The 15,983-nt window shown below is 68.0% G+C and carries 21 protein-coding genes; 12 read left to right on the top strand and 9 right to left on the bottom strand.

All coding sequences use genetic code 11. The features are described from left to right. Positions 1-20: 20 nt before the first annotated feature. The 5 genes from PU630_RS09965 to xseA are packed head-to-tail and all read right to left on the bottom strand — an operon-like array spanning position 21 to position 4,293. On the bottom strand, positions 21-1,415 hold the full coding sequence (locus PU630_RS09965; protein WP_275276924.1) for a class II fumarate hydratase: 1,395 nt from the start codon (positions 1,413-1,415) through the stop codon (positions 21-23). A 36-nt stretch (positions 1,416-1,451) separates the two neighbouring features. After that, complete coding sequence (locus PU630_RS09960; RefSeq protein WP_275276923.1) at positions 1,452-2,108, bottom strand: carbonic anhydrase; 657 nt, start codon at positions 2,106-2,108, stop codon at positions 1,452-1,454. After that, positions 2,105-2,746: a DUF4245 family protein gene (locus PU630_RS09955; protein WP_275276922.1), complete on the bottom strand. Its 642-nt coding sequence runs from the start codon at positions 2,744-2,746 to the stop codon at positions 2,105-2,107. The genes PU630_RS09960 and PU630_RS09955 overlap by 4 nt, the downstream gene beginning before the upstream one ends. Further along, a complete protein-coding gene (locus tag PU630_RS09950) occupies positions 2,746-2,979 on the bottom strand; it encodes an exodeoxyribonuclease VII small subunit (protein WP_275276921.1) in 234 nt (77 codons plus the stop codon). The genes PU630_RS09955 and PU630_RS09950 overlap by 1 nt, the downstream gene beginning before the upstream one ends. A gap of 3 nt (positions 2,980-2,982) precedes the next feature. Then, complete coding sequence (gene xseA / locus PU630_RS09945) at positions 2,983-4,293, bottom strand: exodeoxyribonuclease VII large subunit (RefSeq protein WP_275276920.1); 1,311 nt, start codon at positions 4,291-4,293, stop codon at positions 2,983-2,985. 80 nt (positions 4,294-4,373) lie between these two features. On the opposite strand from xseA, the gene PU630_RS09940 reads away from it, so the two are divergent. Genes PU630_RS09940 through PU630_RS09930 form a run of 3 tightly spaced genes read left to right on the top strand, consistent with a single transcriptional unit; the run spans position 4,374 to position 6,425 of the window. Continuing rightward, a complete protein-coding gene (locus PU630_RS09940) occupies positions 4,374-5,402 on the top strand; it encodes a 4-hydroxy-3-methylbut-2-enyl diphosphate reductase (protein ID WP_428982004.1) in 1,029 nt (342 codons plus the stop codon). Continuing rightward, positions 5,395-5,952, top strand: coding sequence for a DUF6264 family protein (locus tag PU630_RS09935; RefSeq protein ID WP_275276918.1), 558 nt, complete (start codon positions 5,395-5,397; stop codon positions 5,950-5,952). Before PU630_RS09940 ends, PU630_RS09935 begins: the two co-directional genes overlap by 8 nt. A 20-nt stretch (positions 5,953-5,972) precedes the next feature. Continuing rightward, positions 5,973-6,425 carry a COG4315 family predicted lipoprotein gene (locus PU630_RS09930; RefSeq protein WP_275276917.1) on the top strand — a complete coding sequence of 151 codons (453 nt, stop codon included), beginning with the start codon at positions 5,973-5,975 and terminating at the stop codon, positions 6,423-6,425. A gap of 52 nt (positions 6,426-6,477) precedes the next feature. Here the strand turns inward: PU630_RS09930 and fbaA are convergent, their stop codons facing one another. Next, positions 6,478-7,506, bottom strand: coding sequence for a class II fructose-bisphosphate aldolase (fbaA, locus tag PU630_RS09925; RefSeq protein ID WP_275276916.1), 1,029 nt, complete (start codon positions 7,504-7,506; stop codon positions 6,478-6,480). A gap of 187 nt (positions 7,507-7,693) precedes the next feature. Between fbaA and glpX the strand changes: the two genes are divergently transcribed. Beyond that, complete coding sequence (glpX, locus tag PU630_RS09920) at positions 7,694-8,713, top strand: class II fructose-bisphosphatase (RefSeq protein WP_275276915.1); 1,020 nt, start codon at positions 7,694-7,696, stop codon at positions 8,711-8,713. Between the two features lie 66 nt (positions 8,714-8,779). Then, positions 8,780-9,061, top strand: a complete 282-nt coding sequence (locus PU630_RS09915; protein WP_275276914.1) for a UDP-N-acetylmuramyl pentapeptide phosphotransferase — start codon at positions 8,780-8,782, stop codon at positions 9,059-9,061. A gap of 51 nt (positions 9,062-9,112) precedes the next feature. On the opposite strand, the gene PU630_RS09910 is transcribed toward PU630_RS09915, so the two are convergent. Together PU630_RS09910 and PU630_RS09905 are read right to left on the bottom strand one after the other, a co-directional pair. Then, positions 9,113-10,405 carry a DNA recombination protein RmuC gene (locus PU630_RS09910; protein WP_275276913.1) on the bottom strand — a complete coding sequence of 431 codons (1,293 nt, stop codon included), beginning with the start codon at positions 10,403-10,405 and terminating at the stop codon, positions 9,113-9,115. 226 nt (positions 10,406-10,631) lie between these two features. Beyond that, complete coding sequence (locus PU630_RS09905) at positions 10,632-11,234, bottom strand: exonuclease domain-containing protein (protein WP_275276912.1); 603 nt, start codon at positions 11,232-11,234, stop codon at positions 10,632-10,634. Between the two features lie 59 nt (positions 11,235-11,293). Between PU630_RS09905 and PU630_RS09900 the strand changes: the two genes are divergently transcribed. The 6 genes from PU630_RS09900 to PU630_RS09875 all read left to right on the top strand — a co-directional run bounded on the left by PU630_RS09900 (position 11,294) and on the right by PU630_RS09875 (position 14,896). Further along, the gene (locus PU630_RS09900) at positions 11,294-12,043 is read left to right on the top strand and encodes a class I SAM-dependent methyltransferase (RefSeq protein WP_275276911.1); all 750 of its coding nucleotides are present in this window, start codon (positions 11,294-11,296) and stop codon (positions 12,041-12,043) included. After that, on the top strand, positions 12,040-12,744 hold the full coding sequence (locus tag PU630_RS09895; protein ID WP_275276910.1) for an HAD family hydrolase: 705 nt from the start codon (positions 12,040-12,042) through the stop codon (positions 12,742-12,744). The genes PU630_RS09900 and PU630_RS09895 overlap by 4 nt, the downstream gene beginning before the upstream one ends. A gap of 36 nt (positions 12,745-12,780) precedes the next feature. Continuing rightward, entirely contained in the window at positions 12,781-13,854 is a 1,074-nt protein-coding gene (ychF, locus tag PU630_RS09890) for a redox-regulated ATPase YchF (protein WP_275276909.1), read from the top strand. 87 nt (positions 13,855-13,941) lie between these two features. Beyond that, positions 13,942-14,265, top strand: a complete 324-nt coding sequence (locus tag PU630_RS09885) for a VOC family protein (protein WP_275276908.1) — start codon at positions 13,942-13,944, stop codon at positions 14,263-14,265. Positions 14,266-14,305: 40 nt separating this feature from the next. Then, the gene (locus PU630_RS09880; RefSeq protein ID WP_275276907.1) at positions 14,306-14,587 is read left to right on the top strand and encodes a type II toxin-antitoxin system RelE/ParE family toxin; all 282 of its coding nucleotides are present in this window, start codon (positions 14,306-14,308) and stop codon (positions 14,585-14,587) included. 9 nt (positions 14,588-14,596) lie between these two features. Next, positions 14,597-14,896, top strand: coding sequence for a HigA family addiction module antitoxin (locus tag PU630_RS09875; protein ID WP_275276906.1), 300 nt, complete (start codon positions 14,597-14,599; stop codon positions 14,894-14,896). 115 nt (positions 14,897-15,011) lie between these two features. Here the strand turns inward: PU630_RS09875 and PU630_RS09870 are convergent, their stop codons facing one another. After that, positions 15,012-15,350, bottom strand: a complete 339-nt coding sequence (locus PU630_RS09870) for a YdeI/OmpD-associated family protein (RefSeq protein ID WP_275276905.1) — start codon at positions 15,348-15,350, stop codon at positions 15,012-15,014. 333 nt (positions 15,351-15,683) lie between these two features. Between PU630_RS09870 and PU630_RS09865 the strand changes: the two genes are divergently transcribed. Further along, positions 15,684-15,977: a hypothetical protein gene (locus tag PU630_RS09865; protein ID WP_275276904.1), complete on the top strand. Its 294-nt coding sequence runs from the start codon at positions 15,684-15,686 to the stop codon at positions 15,975-15,977. Positions 15,978-15,983: the final 6 nt, after the last annotated feature.

Here is a 15,983-nt window from a genome sequence, read left to right as displayed (position 1 = left end):
CATCTGCCGCATTCGGCGGGTCAGCCCGCGTGGGTCATCGACAGCACGTCGAGCTTCTCGTCGAGCTGCGCCTCGGTGATCTCACCGCGCTCGACGTAACCGAGGTCGATCACGGCCTCGCGGACCGTGATGCCCTTGGCGATGGCGTGCTTCGCGATCTTGGCCGCAGCCTCGTAGCCGATAATCTTGTTCAGCGGCGTGACGATCGACGGAGACATGCCGGCATAAGCCGCAGCGCGCTCGACGTTGGCCTCGAGCCCGTCGACGGCCTTGTCGGCCAGCGTGCGCATGGCGTTCGAGAGCAGACGGATCGACTCCAGCAGCGCCGTGCCCATCACCGGAATCGCGACGTTCAACTCGAACGCGCCCGAGGCGCCCGCCCAGGCGACGGTGGCGTCGTTGCCGATGACTCGCGCGCACACCATGAGCGTGGCCTCGGGGATCACCGGGTTGACCTTGCCGGGCATGATCGATGAGCCCGGCTGCAGGTCGGGGATGTGGATCTCGCCGAGACCCGTGTTCGGGCCCGAACCCATCCACCGGAGATCGTTGTTGATCTTCGTGAGCGAGACGGCGATCGTGCGCAGCGCGCCCGACGCCTCGACCAGACCATCGCGGTTCGCCTGCGCCTCGAAGTGGTCCTTCGCTTCGCTGATGGGCAGCTCCGTCTCGGCCGCGAGCAACTCGATCACCTTCTGCGGGAAGCCCAGTGGCGTGTTGATACCGGTGCCCACCGCGGTGCCGCCCAGGGGCACTTCGCCGACGCGGGGGAGTGCGGCGCGGACGCGCTCGATGCCCAGGCGCATCTGCCGCGCGTAGCCGCCGAACTCCTGCCCGAGGGTGACCGGAGTCGCGTCCATGAGGTGCGTGCGCCCCGACTTGACGACGTCCTTCCATGCCTCCGCCTTCGCCTCGAATGCGACGGCGAGATGGTCGAGTGCCGGGATGAGATCGTCGATGAGCGCCTGCGTGACGGCGATGTGCACCGACGTCGGGAACACGTCGTTCGAGGACTGTGAGGCGTTCACGTGGTCGTTGGGATGCACCGGCGAACCGAGCTTGCGGGTCGCGAGGGTCGCCAGCACCTCGTTCATGTTCATGTTGGAGCTCGTGCCCGACCCGGTCTGGTACGTGTCGACGGGGAACTGATCGTCGAACTTGCCGGTGATGACCTCGTCGGCGGCGGCGGCGATCGCATCGGCGACGGCGCCATCGAGCACGCCGAGCGACGTGTTTGCCAGGGCGGCGGCCTTCTTGATGCGGGCCAGCGCGGCGATCTGCGTCGACTCGAGCCCTTTGCCCGAGATCGGGAAGTTCTCCACGGCACGCTGGGTCTGGGCGCTGTAGAGAGCGGTGGCGGGCACCCGCACCTCGCCCATGGTGTCGTGCTCGATGCGGTATTCGGTCTCAGTCACTTCTTCGTTCCTCCTGAATGCGATGTGCGGACGAGGTCACAGCCCCGGGATCGAGACGGCGCCCTTGACGACGTGGGGCACGACCGTGCCCTCACCGAGACGATAGATCGCACCCACGATGCCGAGGCGTCCGTCGGCGACGGCGTCGGCGACGATCGTCGACGCCTGCAGCAGCTCGTCGACGGTCTCCTGGATGTGCTCGACGCCGACGGCGTCTGCGTCGGCCGCCGACGGCTCGGTGTCGCCCGTGCGTGCCACCCGGTGGACAGTGGGCACGATCGGGGCGATGAGCCGCCAGATCTTGGCGGGCAGCTCGGGAGCGTCAGGGCGGGTGCTGTCGATGGCCGCGCGCACGGCGCCGCACGCCTCGTGCCCGAGGACCACGAGGATCGGCACATCGAGGATCGCCACGGCGAACTCGATGCTGCCCACCATCGAGGGCGAGACGACCTGGCCGGCGTTGCGCACCACGAACATGTCGCCGAGGCCTTCATCGAACACGATCTCGGCGGCGGGGCGTGAGTCGGAGCAGCCGAACACGACGGCGTGCGGGTGCTGGCCGTCGGTGAGTTCACGACGGCGGTCGGGGGTCTGCCGCGGGTGCAGAACCGTGCCCTGCTCGAACCGCGCGTTCCCCTCCGCCAGTCGGTCCCAGGCCTGCTGCGGTGTCAGCCGCACGCGTGTCGTGGTCATTTCGTGTCCTCTCGCATCGCTTCGATCTGGTCTGTGAGCCCCGATGCGGCGACGGCCGCGGTCTTCGCGTCCGTGGCGCCGTATACGAGGACGCGGTCGGTGCCGGCATCCGTCCCGATGGCGTAGCTGATGTTGCCGGCGGCGGCCGGGTCGTTGATTCGGTAGCGGGTCCAGTCGATGCCGTCGATGGTCACACTGCCGTCGGCGGCGGCGCCATTGAGAAGCCGGGCGTCCCACGCGGTGTCGGCGTCGAAGCCCTGGGCGATGCGGAGGAAGCCGGCATCTTCACCCGTCGCGTACACGATGGTCCAGGTCGGCGTCGCGTCGCCGGCGACCCGGGCGGAGTTCGCTCGCCACGAGCCGGGAACGTCGGGAACGATGACGGTGCGGCCGTACGACGACGCCGCGTCGCTCGCGACCGATGCCACATCGATGGCGGCCGGTTCGCGAACATCACCGCGCGGCACGATCAGCACGATCAGCACGACCACCGCGAGAACCACGATGAGCGCCGCGACGAGGTTGCGCACGGTCTGGCTCGACCGGTAGACGCGCGATGACTCGGCCTTGCGGGCCGCCGTCTCGTCGGGGGTCTCCGGGCGGCCGAGCTCCGCGACGATGCGGTGTGAATCGGCCATCAGCCGTCGGCCTCGGTGCGCTCGCGCGCGTCGTCGAGTCGCCGCTTGGCACCCAGGAGCCACTCCTCGCAGCGGCCTGCCAGGGCCTCGCCACGCTCCCACAGCGCCAATGAGTGCTCGAGTGTGGGGGCACCCTGCTCGAGTTCGGTCACCACCCGCACGAGCTCATCGCGGGCCTGCTCAAAAGTGAGCTCGGCGACGTCGGAGGGCGTGGCGGGAGTGGAATCCGTCATGCTCTATAGCTTAGTTCCGGCTTCGGACGTGCCAGACTCGGGCACCTCGCCCTCCGAGACGGCGGCGATCGAACCACGGTCGAGGTTCACTGTCATCCGTGCGCCCAAGGGCGCCTGCGCGGCATCCCGCACGATCGTCCCGTCCGCCAGATGTGCGATGGCGTAGCCGCGCGCCAGAGTCGAGGCGGGTGAGAGAGCGCGCAGGGTGGCACGCAACTCAGCGATGCGGCGGGACTGCACGTCCACCCGGCGATCGACCACGTCGCGCCCGCGGGCGGCCAGGAGCATCAGGTCATGGGTGCGGCCGATCAGCAACGATTCGGGGGCGCGCAGGACGGGTCGGCTGCGCAGCTGCTCGAGGTGGGCGATGTCGTGGCCCAGGCGGGCGGTCAGTCGCGAGGTCAACCGCGAGCGCAGCTGGGCGACCAGGGCGCGCTGCTCGCCGACGTCCGGGACCACGCGCTTGGCGGCATCCGTCGGCGTCGAGGCACGCAGGTCGGCGACGTCGTCGAGGAGCGGATGGTCGTTCTCGTGCCCGATGGCGCTGACGACGGGGGTGGATGCCGCAGCCACCGCCCGCACGAGGCGCTCGTCGCTGAAACCCAGCAGCGTCTGCGGATCGCCGCCGCCGCGGGCGATGATGATCACGTCGACCTCGGGGTCGGCGTCGAGGCGCGCCACAGCAGCGAGGACGTCGGGCACGCACCTGTCGCCCTGCACAGCCGCGTGCACGGTACGGAAGTGCACCTGCGGCCACCGCAGCTCGGCGTTGCGGTGCACGTCGCGTTCGGCGTCGCTGCGTTCACCGGTGATCAGTCCGATGCAGTGAGGCAGGAAGGGGAGACGCTTCTTGCGGGCCGGGTCGAACAGGCCCTCGCTGCGCAGCTGTGCGCGCAGCCGCTCGAGGCGCTCGAGCTGGGCGCCCAGTCCCGCGTGCCGCATCTGCGAGACGACGAAGCTGAAGTCGCCGCCTCTCGCGTAGTAGTCGGGCTTGACGCAGGTGACCACCCGGTCGCCGACCGCGAGATCGTCGGTGAATCGCGCCCGTACGCTCGACCACAGGCGAAAGGAGAGGACGGCGTCGCCGGCGAGGTCCTTCAGGCGCCCGTACACCGAACCGCCGCGCACGTTCCACGAGGTGATCTCGCCCTCGACCCACACCGAACCCCACTTCTGCACGAAGCCGTGGATCGTCTCGTTGAGGCGGGATACCGAGGTCGGCCCCTCGCTCGATGACTCGCGGGGATGCACCGAATCCGCCGGGACCGGCCGGTCTGTGGCATCCGCTGACGAATCCGGGACGAACGTGGTCATGTGGTCCTTCCGTCGACGGGCGGCTCTCAGCGGCGCGACCGTACAATCGAGGGGTGAGCACCCCCGCAGTCCACCTGCCCGTGCCGCGCGTTCCCACGCGTGAGGGGCGGCGCGCCGCGCGGCTCCAGGATATCCCGGTGGACGGACACAAGCGGGTCCTGCTGGCCGCCCCGCGCGGATTCTGCGCCGGAGTGGACCGGGCCGTGGCCGTCGTGGAGCGGGCGCTGGAGCAGTACGGTGCGCCCGTGTACGTCCGCAAGCAGATCGTGCACAACATCCACGTCGTCCGCGAGCTCGAAGAGCGCGGCGCGATCTTCGTCGAGGACGTCGACGAAGTTCCGCCAGGGGCCCGCCTGGTGTTCAGCGCGCATGGCGTTTCACCGGCGGTGCGCGGCGCGGCCGACGAGCGCGGGCTGCAGACCATCGACGCCACCTGCCCGTTGGTCACCAAGGTGCATCGCGAGGCCGTGCGGTTCGCACGCGACGATCGCGAGATCCTGCTGATCGGCCACCATGGCCACGAAGAGGTCGAGGGCACGGCGGGCGAGGCGCCCGGCCACGTGACGGTCGTCAATTCGCCCGACGATGCCGACACCATCGAGGTGCGCGATCCGACGCGCGTCGTGTGGCTATCGCAGACGACGCTGTCGGTGGACGAGACGATGGAGACCGTGCGTCGGCTGCGAGCGCGGTTTCCGCAGCTGGCCGATCCGCCGACCGACGACATCTGCTACGCCACACAGAACCGTCAGACCGCGATCAAGAAGGTCGCGTCGCAGGCCGACGTGGTGATCGTCGTCGGCTCGGCGAACTCGTCGAACAGCGTGCGGCTCGTCGAGGTGGCCCGCGAGTACGGCGCGCGCGCCGCGTATCGCGTCGATCATGGCGACGAGATAGCGCAGGACTGGCTCGAGGGCGCCGTGACGGTCGGCGTCACCAGCGGGGCCTCCGTTCCCGAGGTGCTCGTGAGCGAGGTACTCGCTGAACTCGCGGATGCGGGCTATGCCGACGTCGAAGAAGTCCACACCGCACAGGAGGATCTCACGTTCGCCCTGCCCAAAGAACTGCGTCCCGACCCCGCGCACGGACGGGGAGGGCGCCATGAGTGACACGAGCAATGGCGAGCGGCCGCGGCCGCAGTACGGCGAATACGCGAGCGCCGCAGAGCAGCGCGCACGCATCCAGGTGCCGCACCCGGAGGATCTGCCAGCGCAGGCTCCGTCGACGCCGGCGCCGCCCGCACCTCCGATCTGGGGCACGATGCCGGCGTCGCCGGCGCGCCCCGCACCCGGCGAGATGGCGAACCGCGTCATCACGATCGGGCTGCTGGCTTATGGGGCGGTCAGCGTCGTCGTATCGTTCTTCTCCTTGCTCGACCTCGCGACGATCATCGAGAACGCATACCGGGCGGCCGGTATCGGCGCGTCCTTCGCGAACGGTGCGTCGGCACACGCGTGGGGAATCGCTGCGGCGATCGTCCTGGTCGTGGGGTTCTCTGCCACCGCGTGGTGGGCCGTTCACGCCATGCGGCGCGCAAAAGTCTCGTGGTGGATCCCGCTCGTCGGCGCCGCAGTCACCTACATCTTCGTGTCGGTGTGTGCAGCCGTGCCCATGTTCACCGATCCGGCGCTCCTGCGCTACATCACCGAACTCTCGTGAGCGGGGAGCAGACTGGGAGGATGCGCTTCTCCCGTCGAGTGTCCCTGCTGGCCTTCATCGCGGCGATCGCCGCCGGCGCGCTGAGCGGCTGTGCGGCCGATACCGGGCCGAAGACGGTTCTCACGACGGTGAAGACCTCGGTGGGCGAGACCGTCGCGGATGCCGATGGGCGGGCCGTCTACCTCTACTCCGAAGACGAACAGGGCTCGGGCAAGAGCTCGTGCGACGCTGCGTGCCTGGCGTCGTGGCCGGCGGTGACGACCGACTCGACCGATCCGCAAGGTACCGGTATCGACGCCAAGATCGGCGAGATCCCGGCCCCCGGCGGCGGCTACCAGCTGACGCTGAACGGGTGGCCTCTCTACTACTTCGACGGCGACACCGTGCCCAAGACGATCAAGGGGCAGGGGATCGGCGGAGTCTGGTGGCTGCTGACACCCGCCGGTGACCGCATCACCGACATCGGACGATGAAGAAGGGGGATGCCGCGGCCGCGGCATCCCCCTTCTTCTGATCGAGCGGGTCTCAGGAGGTGCTCTGACCGTACGAGCCCAGCTGCTTGGTGGCCTCGACGACGCGGGCGGCCATCGCCGACTCGGCGACCTTGCCCCACGCGCGCGGGTCGTACAGCTTCTTGTTGCCGACCTCGCCGTCCACCTTGAGGACGCCGTCGTAGTTCTGGAACATGTAACCGGCGATCGAACGCGTGAACGCGTACTGCGTGTCGGTGTCGATGTTCATCTTGATCACGCCGTTTGCGACGGCTGTCGCGATCTCCTCGTCGCTCGAGCCCGAGCCGCCGTGGAAGACGAGGTCGAGCGGCTTGGCGCCCGTGCCGAAGCGCTCGGCGATGCCGGTCTGGATCTCACCGAGGAGCTCCGGGCGCAGCTTGACATTGCCCGGCTTGTACACGCCGTGCACGTTGCCGAAGGTCAGCGCGGCGATCCATCGGCCGTTGTCGCCGAGACCGAGAGCCTCGACGGCCTTGGCGACGTCGCCGGTGGTCGTGTAGAGGGCGTCGTTTGTGCCCTCGTGCTTGACGCCGTCTTCTTCGCCGCCGACGACCCCGATCTCGACCTCGAGGATCGCGTTGATGTTCTTGAGGCGGGGGAGGAGTTCCTTGGCGATCTCGACGTTCTCATCGAGGGGGACCGCCGAGCCATCCCACATGTGCGACTGGAAGATCGGGTTGCGCCCGGCTTTGACCTCTTCTTCGGATGCGGCCAGCAGCGGCAGGACGAAGTCGTCGAGCGCGGGCTTGGGGCAGTGGTCGGTGTGCAGAGCCACCGTGATGGGGTAGTTCTTGGCAGCCTCGGTCGCGAACTTCGCGAAGGCGATGGCACCGGTGGCGCGGGCCTTGACGCTCTGACCGGCGAAGTAGTCGGCACCGCCCGTGGTCACCTGGATGATGCCGTCGGAGCCGGCCTCGGTCAAGCCCTGCAGGACGGAGTTGATGGTCTGCGAGCTGGAGACGTTGATGGCCGGGTACGCGAAGCCGCCGGCTTTCGCGCGGTCGAGCATTTCTGCGTACTGGTCGGGGGTGGCGACGGGCATGGCGTGCGCTCCTTGGTCGTGAGGTGGATCGACTCCTCACTCTAGCGAAGCCGGCCTGTCGCGATCAGTGCAGTGCCGGGAGACAGGGATGCCGTGGCCTTACCCCCGCGAAAGAATCACTGAATCTTCGTGACGATCCGCCGTGAATCGAGCGCATTTCTGCGGCTCACGTGGCTATGGTGAGGGCATGGTGAGTCTCACGACCGACAAGAACGATCCCGACCTCGTCGATACGGCGGAGCCCGTGCTGCGCCCGGACCGCAACATCGCGCTCGAGCTCGTGCGGGCCACCGAGGCGGCGGCGATCCGTGCCGTGCCGTTCATCGGGCGTGGCGACAAGGAAGGCGCCGACGGTGCGGCCGTCGACGCTATGCGGGCATTCCTGGGGACCGTCAGCGTCGACGGCACGATTGTGATCGGCGAGGGCGAAAAGGATCACGCGCCGATGCTCTTCAACGGCGAGAGGGTCGGGAACGGTTCGGGTCCGCAGTGCGACATCGCGGTGGACCCCATCGACGGCACGTCCCTGACCGCAGCCGGCCGCAACAACGCACTGTCGGTGATCGCCGTCTCTGACCACGGGACGATGCTCGATGCTTCGACCGTCTTCTACATGGACAAGCTCGTGACCGGCCCTGCCGGCGTCGGTGTCGTCGACATCCGTCTGCCGATCAGTGAGAACATCCGTCGTCTGGCCAAGGCGCTCGGCAAGCCGGTGGATGAGATGGTGGTCTCCGTGCTGCACCGTCCGCGTCACGAGAAGCTCATCGACGAGATCCGCGCTGCGGGCGCCGGCACACGGCTGATGAGCGACGGCGACGTCGCGGGTGGTATCAACGCGGCCCGTCACAACGCGCGTACCGACATGTGCGTCGGCATCGGCGGGAGCCCCGAGGGGATCGTCACCGCATGTGCGATCAAGGCACTCGGCGGACACATCCAGGGGCGCCTGTGGCCGCGTGATGACGACGAGAAGCAGCGCGGCGTCGACGCCGGTCTGCAGTTCGACGGCCACGTGTACGAGGCCGACGACCTCGTCGAGGGCAACAACACGCTCTTCGTCGCAACCGGTGTCACCGACGGCGGGCTGGTCGCCGGCGTGCGCCGTGACGCCGACTACGTCTACACCGAGAGCGTGGTGCTGCGCGGTGCGTCGGGAACCCTTCGCCGCATCTCTTCGGAGCACGTCGTCTCGAAGTGGCTCTGACGGCCGATTCCGCGCCGTTGCGCGGCATCGGCCGGCTGTCGTGCGAGAATTGACGCGGTCTGCGGGTTGCCCGCAGACGCTCAGGACGGCGACGAGAGGGGCCAGCTCATGGCGGGCGAGAAGCCGGAACCGGCGCCGCGCACCGGTGCGCAGGCGGTCGTCGCCGACGCCATGTCGCGCACCGGCGGGCATCAGAAGATCGAGATCGATCCGGCACGCCGACCCGACGTGCTGTTCCGCAAGCGGAAGGCCGACGGCGAGCTCGTCAGTTCGTGGTGGATGATCGGCGCGTTCGTCGTCGTGTCGGGCGTCGCGATCCTGCTGTTCCGCTTCATCCCGGGCGGCTGATTCTGCTCGGACCGGTCGTCTTCTGGCGTGGTCACCTGACCTCGCGGGTGCTCATTCGTCGCGCGCGTTGACCTCTTCGTCAGCAGTGTCGATCCTCTCGCGCAGTTCGCCGAGGTCGGCGGAGACGAGCGTGGGAGTCTCCGTGAACTCGGGCGCCGTCAGCCGCTTCGTGCTCTTCTCGATGGCGGGGGCCTCACCCAGGGCGTCGAGCTTCGTCTGGTCGATGCCCGGAAAGCGCCGCGCGCTGACCAGCACCCGTGTTTCGAGTGAGCCCGCGAACCGGTTGTAGCTGTCGACGGTGCGCTCGATCGCTCGGCGCAGGTCGTCGGCGTGCCCGGCGAGCGAGCCGAGCCGCCCATACAACTCGTTGCCGAGATCGAACAGCTTGCGCGCTTCTTGCGACACATCCTGTTGCGTCCAGGTGTAGGCCACGGTCTTGAGCACCGCCCAGAGGTTGACCGGAGAGGCCAGCGCGACACGCTTGCCGAATGCGTAGTCGAGAAGTGTGGGGTCTTCGTCGAGAGCTGTCGACAGCAGCGACTCGCTGGGCAAGAAGCAGATGACGAACTCGGGGCTCGACGACATGCCGGCCCAGTACGTCTTCCGCGCCAGCGCGTCGATGTGGGCGCGGACGGCCTTCACATGCTTGCCCATCAGCGTCGTGCGGCGTGCCGCGTCATCGCCCTGGGCCGTGACCGGGATCGCGCTGGCCTCGAGGTAGGCGTCGAGCGGAACCTTCGCGTCGAGTGCCAGCGCCTTGTCGCCGGGCAGGTGGATGACCATGTCGGGACGCCCTGCGCCGGCATCGGAGGTGATGCTCGTCTGCACGTCGAAGTCGACGAAGCGAAGGAGGCCTGCGGCCTCGACCACGCGCCGCAACTGGGTCTCGCCCCACACCCCGCGGGTCGCCCCGGAGCGCAGGGCTCCCGCGAGAGACTCGGTCGTCGCGCGTAACGCCTCCTCACTCGCGGCCGCCCGCCGCAGTTGTTCAGCGAGCGTTCCGTACTGTGTGTGGCGGTCGTGCTCGAGCACGTCGACCTTGCGCTGCATCTCTTGCAGGGTCTCGCGTACGGGCTCGAGTGCGCGCAGCACCGACTGCTCGCGGCGCTCGCGTTCTTCGCGCGCGGCCTGGTCGGCGCGGGACTGCTCGGCGAAACCGCGGTGCAACTCGTCTTGCCGAGCGACCCGGTCACGCAGCGATGCCGTCTCGGTCTCGGCGGCCGCCGCGCGCGCGAGCAGCCGTGCGCGCTCGTCGGCGCCGCGCAGGGCGTGCAGCGCCCAGCCCGCCACCAGCCCGATGGCGAGGCAGACGGTGGCGATCAGTGCGACCCAGAATGCGTCCATGCGTCCATGATGGACGGAGCCTCCGACACCGGCCGTTCTGGGCCGCGGGTCGGCGCTGGGCGATTGCCTGGTCGTGGCCCTCGCCTGGGGCGAGGGGAAATGCCGACGCGAGGAGCGATTGGGCGGATTCGGCCCTCGCTCCGACAGATCTCCTCGCCCGGGGCGAGGGCGTGAGCGTATCGAGAGCGCGTGCGCAGAGAAGGGGCGTCCCTGGCCGAGACGACGGTCAGGCGGCGAAGACGGGCTCCGCAACCGGCGCCGCGACGTCGATCGTCTTGACCCTCAGCCCGTGCGCGTCGGCGAGCGCGTCGACCGAGCCGGCGCCGGCGCGGGCCGCGGCATCCATCGCTATATGGGCGCACGCGAGCGCATCGGCCGTCGCCTCGTGATGGGCGAAGCCGGTGAAACCCGCCGCGGCGGCCGCCAGCGGCAAGCGGTACGAGGGCAGCTGGTAGGCGCGGCGGGCCAGCTGCAGGCTGCAGAGGTACCGATATGGCGGGCACACATCGCCGCTGGCCTCGCACGCACGCCGCAGCACACCCATGTCGAAGCCCGCATTGTGCGCGACGAGCACGTCGGCGCCGGCAAACGCGGTGAGCTCGTCGAGCTGCTCGCTCCACGTCTTGGCGTACTGCACGTCTTCGGGACGGATGCCGTGGATGCTGATGTTCACGTCGAAGAACCGGTCATGCCCGGCCGGCGGGCGGATGAGCCAGCCCGTCTGCGCGACGACCTCGCCGTCGCGGACGCGCACGAGTCCCACCGCACACGCAGAGGCGCTGCTGGAATTCGCCGTCTCGAAATCGATAGCAGTGAAGTCCATGGGCACGGATCCACTTTCACCTGCGAGACACGCCACCGCGGCGAGGCGCGCCGTAGGGTGAGGTCATGGCCACACGTGAAGAGATGTCGCGGTCGTTCGGTGCCGCCACCGATGCGTATGAAGCGGGACGCCCCGAGTACCCGGCGGAAGCGGCGGAGTGGATGCTGCAGCCGGTGCGCACGGACGGGCGCCGTGTGCGCGTGGCCGATGTGGGAGCCGGTACCGGAAAGCTGACGCGTGCGCTGGTAGAGGCCGACGCCGAGGTCGTCGCGGTCGAGCCCGATCCGGCGATGCTCGACGCGCTGCGCGCGGCGGTGCCCGGTGTGCCGACGTTCGCGGGAACAGGGGAGTCGCTGCCGCTTCCCGACGGGGCGCTCGATGCGGTGGTGTTCGGCCAGGCGTGGCACTGGGTCGATCCGGCTGCCGCCTCGGCGGAGGTGGGCCGGGTGTTGCGCCCGGGCGGCGTGCTCGGGCTGGTCTGGAACATCCGTGATGAGGCCGTCGAGTGGGTCGCGGCGATGACCCGCATCATGCACGGCAGCAATGCGGAGGTGATACTCGCCGAAGGTGGCCCGACAGTAGCCGAGCCGTTCGGCGCTCTCGAGTCGCAGTCGTGGCACTGGGTGCGTCCGATGACCCGCGCCGCGTTGTTCGACATGGCGCACTCGCGCAGCTACGTCATCACCGCCGACGACGCCGAGCGCGCGCGCATCGACCGCGAGCTGGGCGCGGTGTTCGACCGCATCGATGCCGTCGGCGACACGGTCGTCGAGCTGCCCTATGTGACCACGGTGTTCCGGGCGCTGCGGCCGTGAGCGGCGCGATCACCGCCGTCTGTTTCGACCTGGACGGAACGCTGCTCCGCGACGACAACGCAGATCGGGTCGTGCGTGCTGTCGCATACGAGCTCGGCGAACGGTGCGGCATCGACGCCGACGTCCTCGCGGCGGCGAACCAGCGCGCCTGGAACGACTACTGGCCCGAGGCCGGTTCCGCATGGCTGCGTGGCGACCTGCCCGCTGATGCGGTTCCGCGCGAGGTCTGGCGGCGTGCGCTGGCGACCGTTGGAGTGGATGATCCGACGGCGACCGAAGCCGCGGTGCGCCTGCACGTGCAGCTCGAGAGCTCTGCGCACGAGCTGTACCCGGAAGCAGCCGAGGTTCTCACGGCGCTGCGGTCCCGCGGCATCCTGACGGCGATCATCACCAACGGCCCGAGTGCTGTGCAGCGCGCGAAGCTCGAGAGAGTGGGGCTCGACGGGTTCGAAGCCGTGATCGTGTCGGGCGAGGTGGGTATGGAGAAGCCGGATGCCGGCATCTTTCGGACCGCACTCGATCGGCTCGGGGTCGATGCCGCAGCGACCGTGCACGTCGGTGACAACCAGTCGGCTGATGTCGCCGGGGCCTCCTCAGCCGGCCTGACCGCCGTGTGGATCAATCGCACGGGCGCGGAGAAGATGTCTGATCCGGACCACGCGATCACCGACCTCCGAGGACTCCTGGCCATCGTGGGCTGACGGGCCGCGGCATCCACCCCCGTAGACTGGACTCCCGTGGCCCTCACCATCGGAATCGTCGGACTGCCCAACGTCGGCAAGTCCACCCTGTTCAACGCCCTGACCCGCAACCAGGTGCTCGCGGCGAACTATCCGTTCGCGACGATCGAGCCCAACATCGGGGTGGTGAACCTGCCCGACGAGCGGCTCGACCGGCTCGCCGAGGTCTTCCACAGCGAGCGGATCGTGCCGGCGACCGTGTCGTTCGTCGACATCGCCGGCATCGTGCGTGGAGCGAGCGAGGGCGAGGGGCTGGGCAACCAGTTCTTGGCGAACATCCGCGAGGCCGACGCCATCGCGCAGGTCGTGCGCGGGTTCGCCGACGACGATGTCGTGCACGTCGAGGGCGAGGTCAACCCGAAGAACGATCTCGAGACGATCGGCGCCGAGCTCATGCTGGCCGACCTGCAGACGCTCGAGAAGGCGATCACGCGGTACGAGAAAGAAGTCAAGGGTCGCAAGATCGACAAATCGGTGCTCGAGGCTGCGATCGCGGCGAAGGACGCCCTCGATCGCGGCGTGCTGCTGTCGGCGTCGGGCGTCGACCTCGCGCCGATCAGGGAGTTGGGACTGCTGACGGCGAAGCCGTTCATCTTCGTGTTCAACGTGGACGAGGCGGTGCTGACGGATGCCGCGCGCAAGGCGGAACTGGCGGCGCTGGTGGCTCCCGCTCAGGCGGTCTTCCTCGACGCGAAGATCGAGTCGGAGCTCATCGACCTCGATCCGGAGGATGCCGCGGAGCTGCTGGCGTCGACCGGGCAGGACGAGTCAGGTCTCGATCAGCTGGCACGCATCGGATTCGACACGCTCGGGCTGCAGACATACCTGACGGCAGGCCCGAAGGAGGCCCGTGCGTGGACGATCGGCAAGGGCTGGAAGGCGCCTGCTGCGGCCGGCGTCATCCACACCGACTTCGAGAAGGGCTTCATCAAGGCCGAGGTCATCTCGTTCGACGACCTCGTCGAGCTCGGTTCGGTCGTCGAGGCGCGCGCCCACGGCAAGTCGCGTCTGGAGGGCAAGGACTACGTCATGCAGGACGGCGACGTGGTGGAGTTCCGGTTCAACAACTGACCTGACTCCCGGTCGTTGAGCGAGCGCAGCGAGACGAAACGTACAGGCGGCGCACTTCAGACAAGGCTGTACTGGCACGATAGTTCGGTGTCTCCTCGTGATCTTGAGCCCTCTCTCGTCCCCGAGCTTCTCGTCTCCGAGATCGGCGCAAGCGTCGACTTCTGGTGCGGGCTGTGCGGATTCGAGATCGCTTATGAGCGACCGGAAGAGCGGTTCGCGTACATCGTGCGTGACGGTGCTCACGTGATGCTTGAAGAGCGTGGAGTGGGGCGAAACTGGTTGACCGGGGATCTTCGTCAGCCGTTCGGTCGCGGGAACAACTTCCAGATCGGAGTCGCTGAGGTTGACTCGATCGTGGACGCCCTCCGGGGCGCAGACGTAGCGCTGTTCATGGAGCCAGATAACGTGTGACGTTATTGACGCGACACGTTAAATGTGTCATGCTGGTCGTGTGATCAGATCCTTCGGTGACCGCGACACTGAGCTTGTCTGGTTGCGTGAGTACGCGAAGCACATTGATTCACGAATCCATAAAGCTGCCAACAGGAAGCTGCATCTGCTGGATGCTGCGGGCACGCTGGAGGCTCTGCGGGTGCCTCCGGGAAATCGCCTGGAAGCGTTGAAGGGTGATCGACGCGGTCAGCACAGCATCCGCATCAACGACCAGTGGCGGATCTGTTTTCGATGGACCGAAGCCGGACCGGAAGACGTGACGATCGAGGACTACCACTGAGGAGGAATGATGTCTGAGAAGCTGTATCCGCCGATTCATCCTGGCGAAATCCTCATGGAGGACTTCATCAATGGATTCGGGATCACGCAGAACAAAGTCGCAGTGGCCATCGGGGTGCCTCCGAGGCGGATCAATGAGATCGTGCACGGAAAGCGAGCGATCACTGCCGATACTGCTCTGCGCCTCGGGCAATACTTCGGCGTCGACCCGCAGTTCTGGCTGAACCTCCAGTCGCAGTACGAGTTGGAGCTTGCCCGCGATGCCGGAGCCGCTTCCTACGCGGGGATCACGCCGCTGCGGGTCGCGTGATCGCGGCAGAGCGTCCGGACATCCGCGCGTGCTTCTTCGGCGGCTCGATCATCGGGCATCCGGCTCACGTCGTACAACTTGGCCTATCGATGACGAAACGCGATGGAGTTCCGGTTCAACGTCTGAGTGCCTCCCGGCCTGCAGGTGTCATCCGGCCCTCGCGCTCCAGTCGTTCGGCGATGGCCACGTTGCGCGCCGAGGCCGTGCCGCGGGTACGGCGGGGCGTGAAGCGCTGCAGATAGGACGTCGAGTCTGACGCTCGGCGCTTGCTCTCGCTCCAGCCGAACGCGATTCCTGCCTCCAGCAGGTCGTGGAAGCTGACGGAAGGGCGTGGGCTGCGGGACTTCTGCATTCGCACCCATACTCCCGGGTGTTGATTGTGGTTCGTCTCCAGCCAGGCCCACAACTCGTCGCGGTCGCGGAAGGCGACGACATCGTCCGGATCCTCACCCATGTCGGTGACGTTACCTTGACGCGCCGACAGCGATCCGACGTCGACGGCTTGTCGGCGGGGTCGCCCTAGCGTTCGGTGGGTTGGGGTCGCGACGATCTCGTGGCGGTCTTCGCGAACGCTGCCGTCGTGGACCCTCCAGAGTGACATGTTGGCGGTGCACACCAAACGCTGATCGGTGTCGGAGCGTGGTGGAATCCCGGTTCAACAACTGACCTGACCCCCGGTCGTTGAGCGAGCGAAGCGAGAGGAAACGACGCCTTGTAGGCTGCTCCGCATGGAAGGCTCCTCCCCAACTCGGCGAGAGATTCGTCTCTTTCCCGACTACGGTCGCGATTGGCCGCTCTGGGAGAACTCCACGCCAACCTGGGATGCCGGATACGCGACGACTCCGGATATGTACGGCTGTCAGACGAACTGACGCGAGATATCGCCGAGTGGAACGCGTTGTGGGACGCAAACTTCGATCCGTTCGATGGTTGGAAGAGTGACGCGGCACGCGAACGGTGGCGCAAGGATGGCGCGGATGTCGTAGCACGCCTCCGCGCAGAGGTCGCCGACTTCGCCGACTTCGCCGACGTGAAGTACGAACCGTGGCCGCTGGGGAGCCGGGAAAAAGAGCGGCGGTGAGGTCAC

Source organism: Microbacterium horticulturae, from assembly GCF_029094505.1.
GTDB lineage: Bacteria > Actinomycetota > Actinomycetes > Actinomycetales > Microbacteriaceae > Microbacterium > Microbacterium horticulturae.
Note: the sequence above shows the minus strand (reverse complement) of the source record. Positions and strands in the feature narration are given on the sequence as shown.

What these genes read in the sequence shown, in the direction of transcription:
- PU630_RS09960 (WP_275276923.1), bottom strand. Translation starts at nt 2,108, where the DNA reads ATGACCACGACACGCGTGCGGCTGACACCGCAGCAGGCCTGGGACCGA.
- PU630_RS09955 (WP_275276922.1), bottom strand. Translation starts at nt 2,746, where the DNA reads ATGGCCGATTCACACCGCATCGTCGCGGAGCTCGGCCGCCCGGAGACC.
- PU630_RS09950 (WP_275276921.1), bottom strand. Translation starts at nt 2,979, where the DNA reads ATGACGGATTCCACTCCCGCCACGCCCTCCGACGTCGCCGAGCTCACT.
- xseA (WP_275276920.1), bottom strand. Translation starts at nt 4,293, where the DNA reads ATGACCACGTTCGTCCCGGATTCGTCAGCGGATGCCACAGACCGGCCG.
- PU630_RS09935 (WP_275276918.1), top strand. Translation starts at nt 5,395, where the DNA reads ATGAGTGACACGAGCAATGGCGAGCGGCCGCGGCCGCAGTACGGCGAA.
- PU630_RS09930 (WP_275276917.1), top strand. Translation starts at nt 5,973, where the DNA reads ATGCGCTTCTCCCGTCGAGTGTCCCTGCTGGCCTTCATCGCGGCGATC.
- fbaA (WP_275276916.1), bottom strand. Translation starts at nt 7,506, where the DNA reads ATGCCCGTCGCCACCCCCGACCAGTACGCAGAAATGCTCGACCGCGCG.
- glpX (WP_275276915.1), top strand. Translation starts at nt 7,694, where the DNA reads ATGGTGAGTCTCACGACCGACAAGAACGATCCCGACCTCGTCGATACG.
- PU630_RS09910 (WP_275276913.1), bottom strand. Translation starts at nt 10,405, where the DNA reads ATGGACGCATTCTGGGTCGCACTGATCGCCACCGTCTGCCTCGCCATC.
- PU630_RS09900 (WP_275276911.1), top strand. Translation starts at nt 11,294, where the DNA reads ATGGCCACACGTGAAGAGATGTCGCGGTCGTTCGGTGCCGCCACCGAT.
- PU630_RS09875 (WP_275276906.1), top strand. Translation starts at nt 14,597, where the DNA reads ATGTCTGAGAAGCTGTATCCGCCGATTCATCCTGGCGAAATCCTCATG.
- PU630_RS09870 (WP_275276905.1), bottom strand. Translation starts at nt 15,350, where the DNA reads ATGGGTGAGGATCCGGACGATGTCGTCGCCTTCCGCGACCGCGACGAG.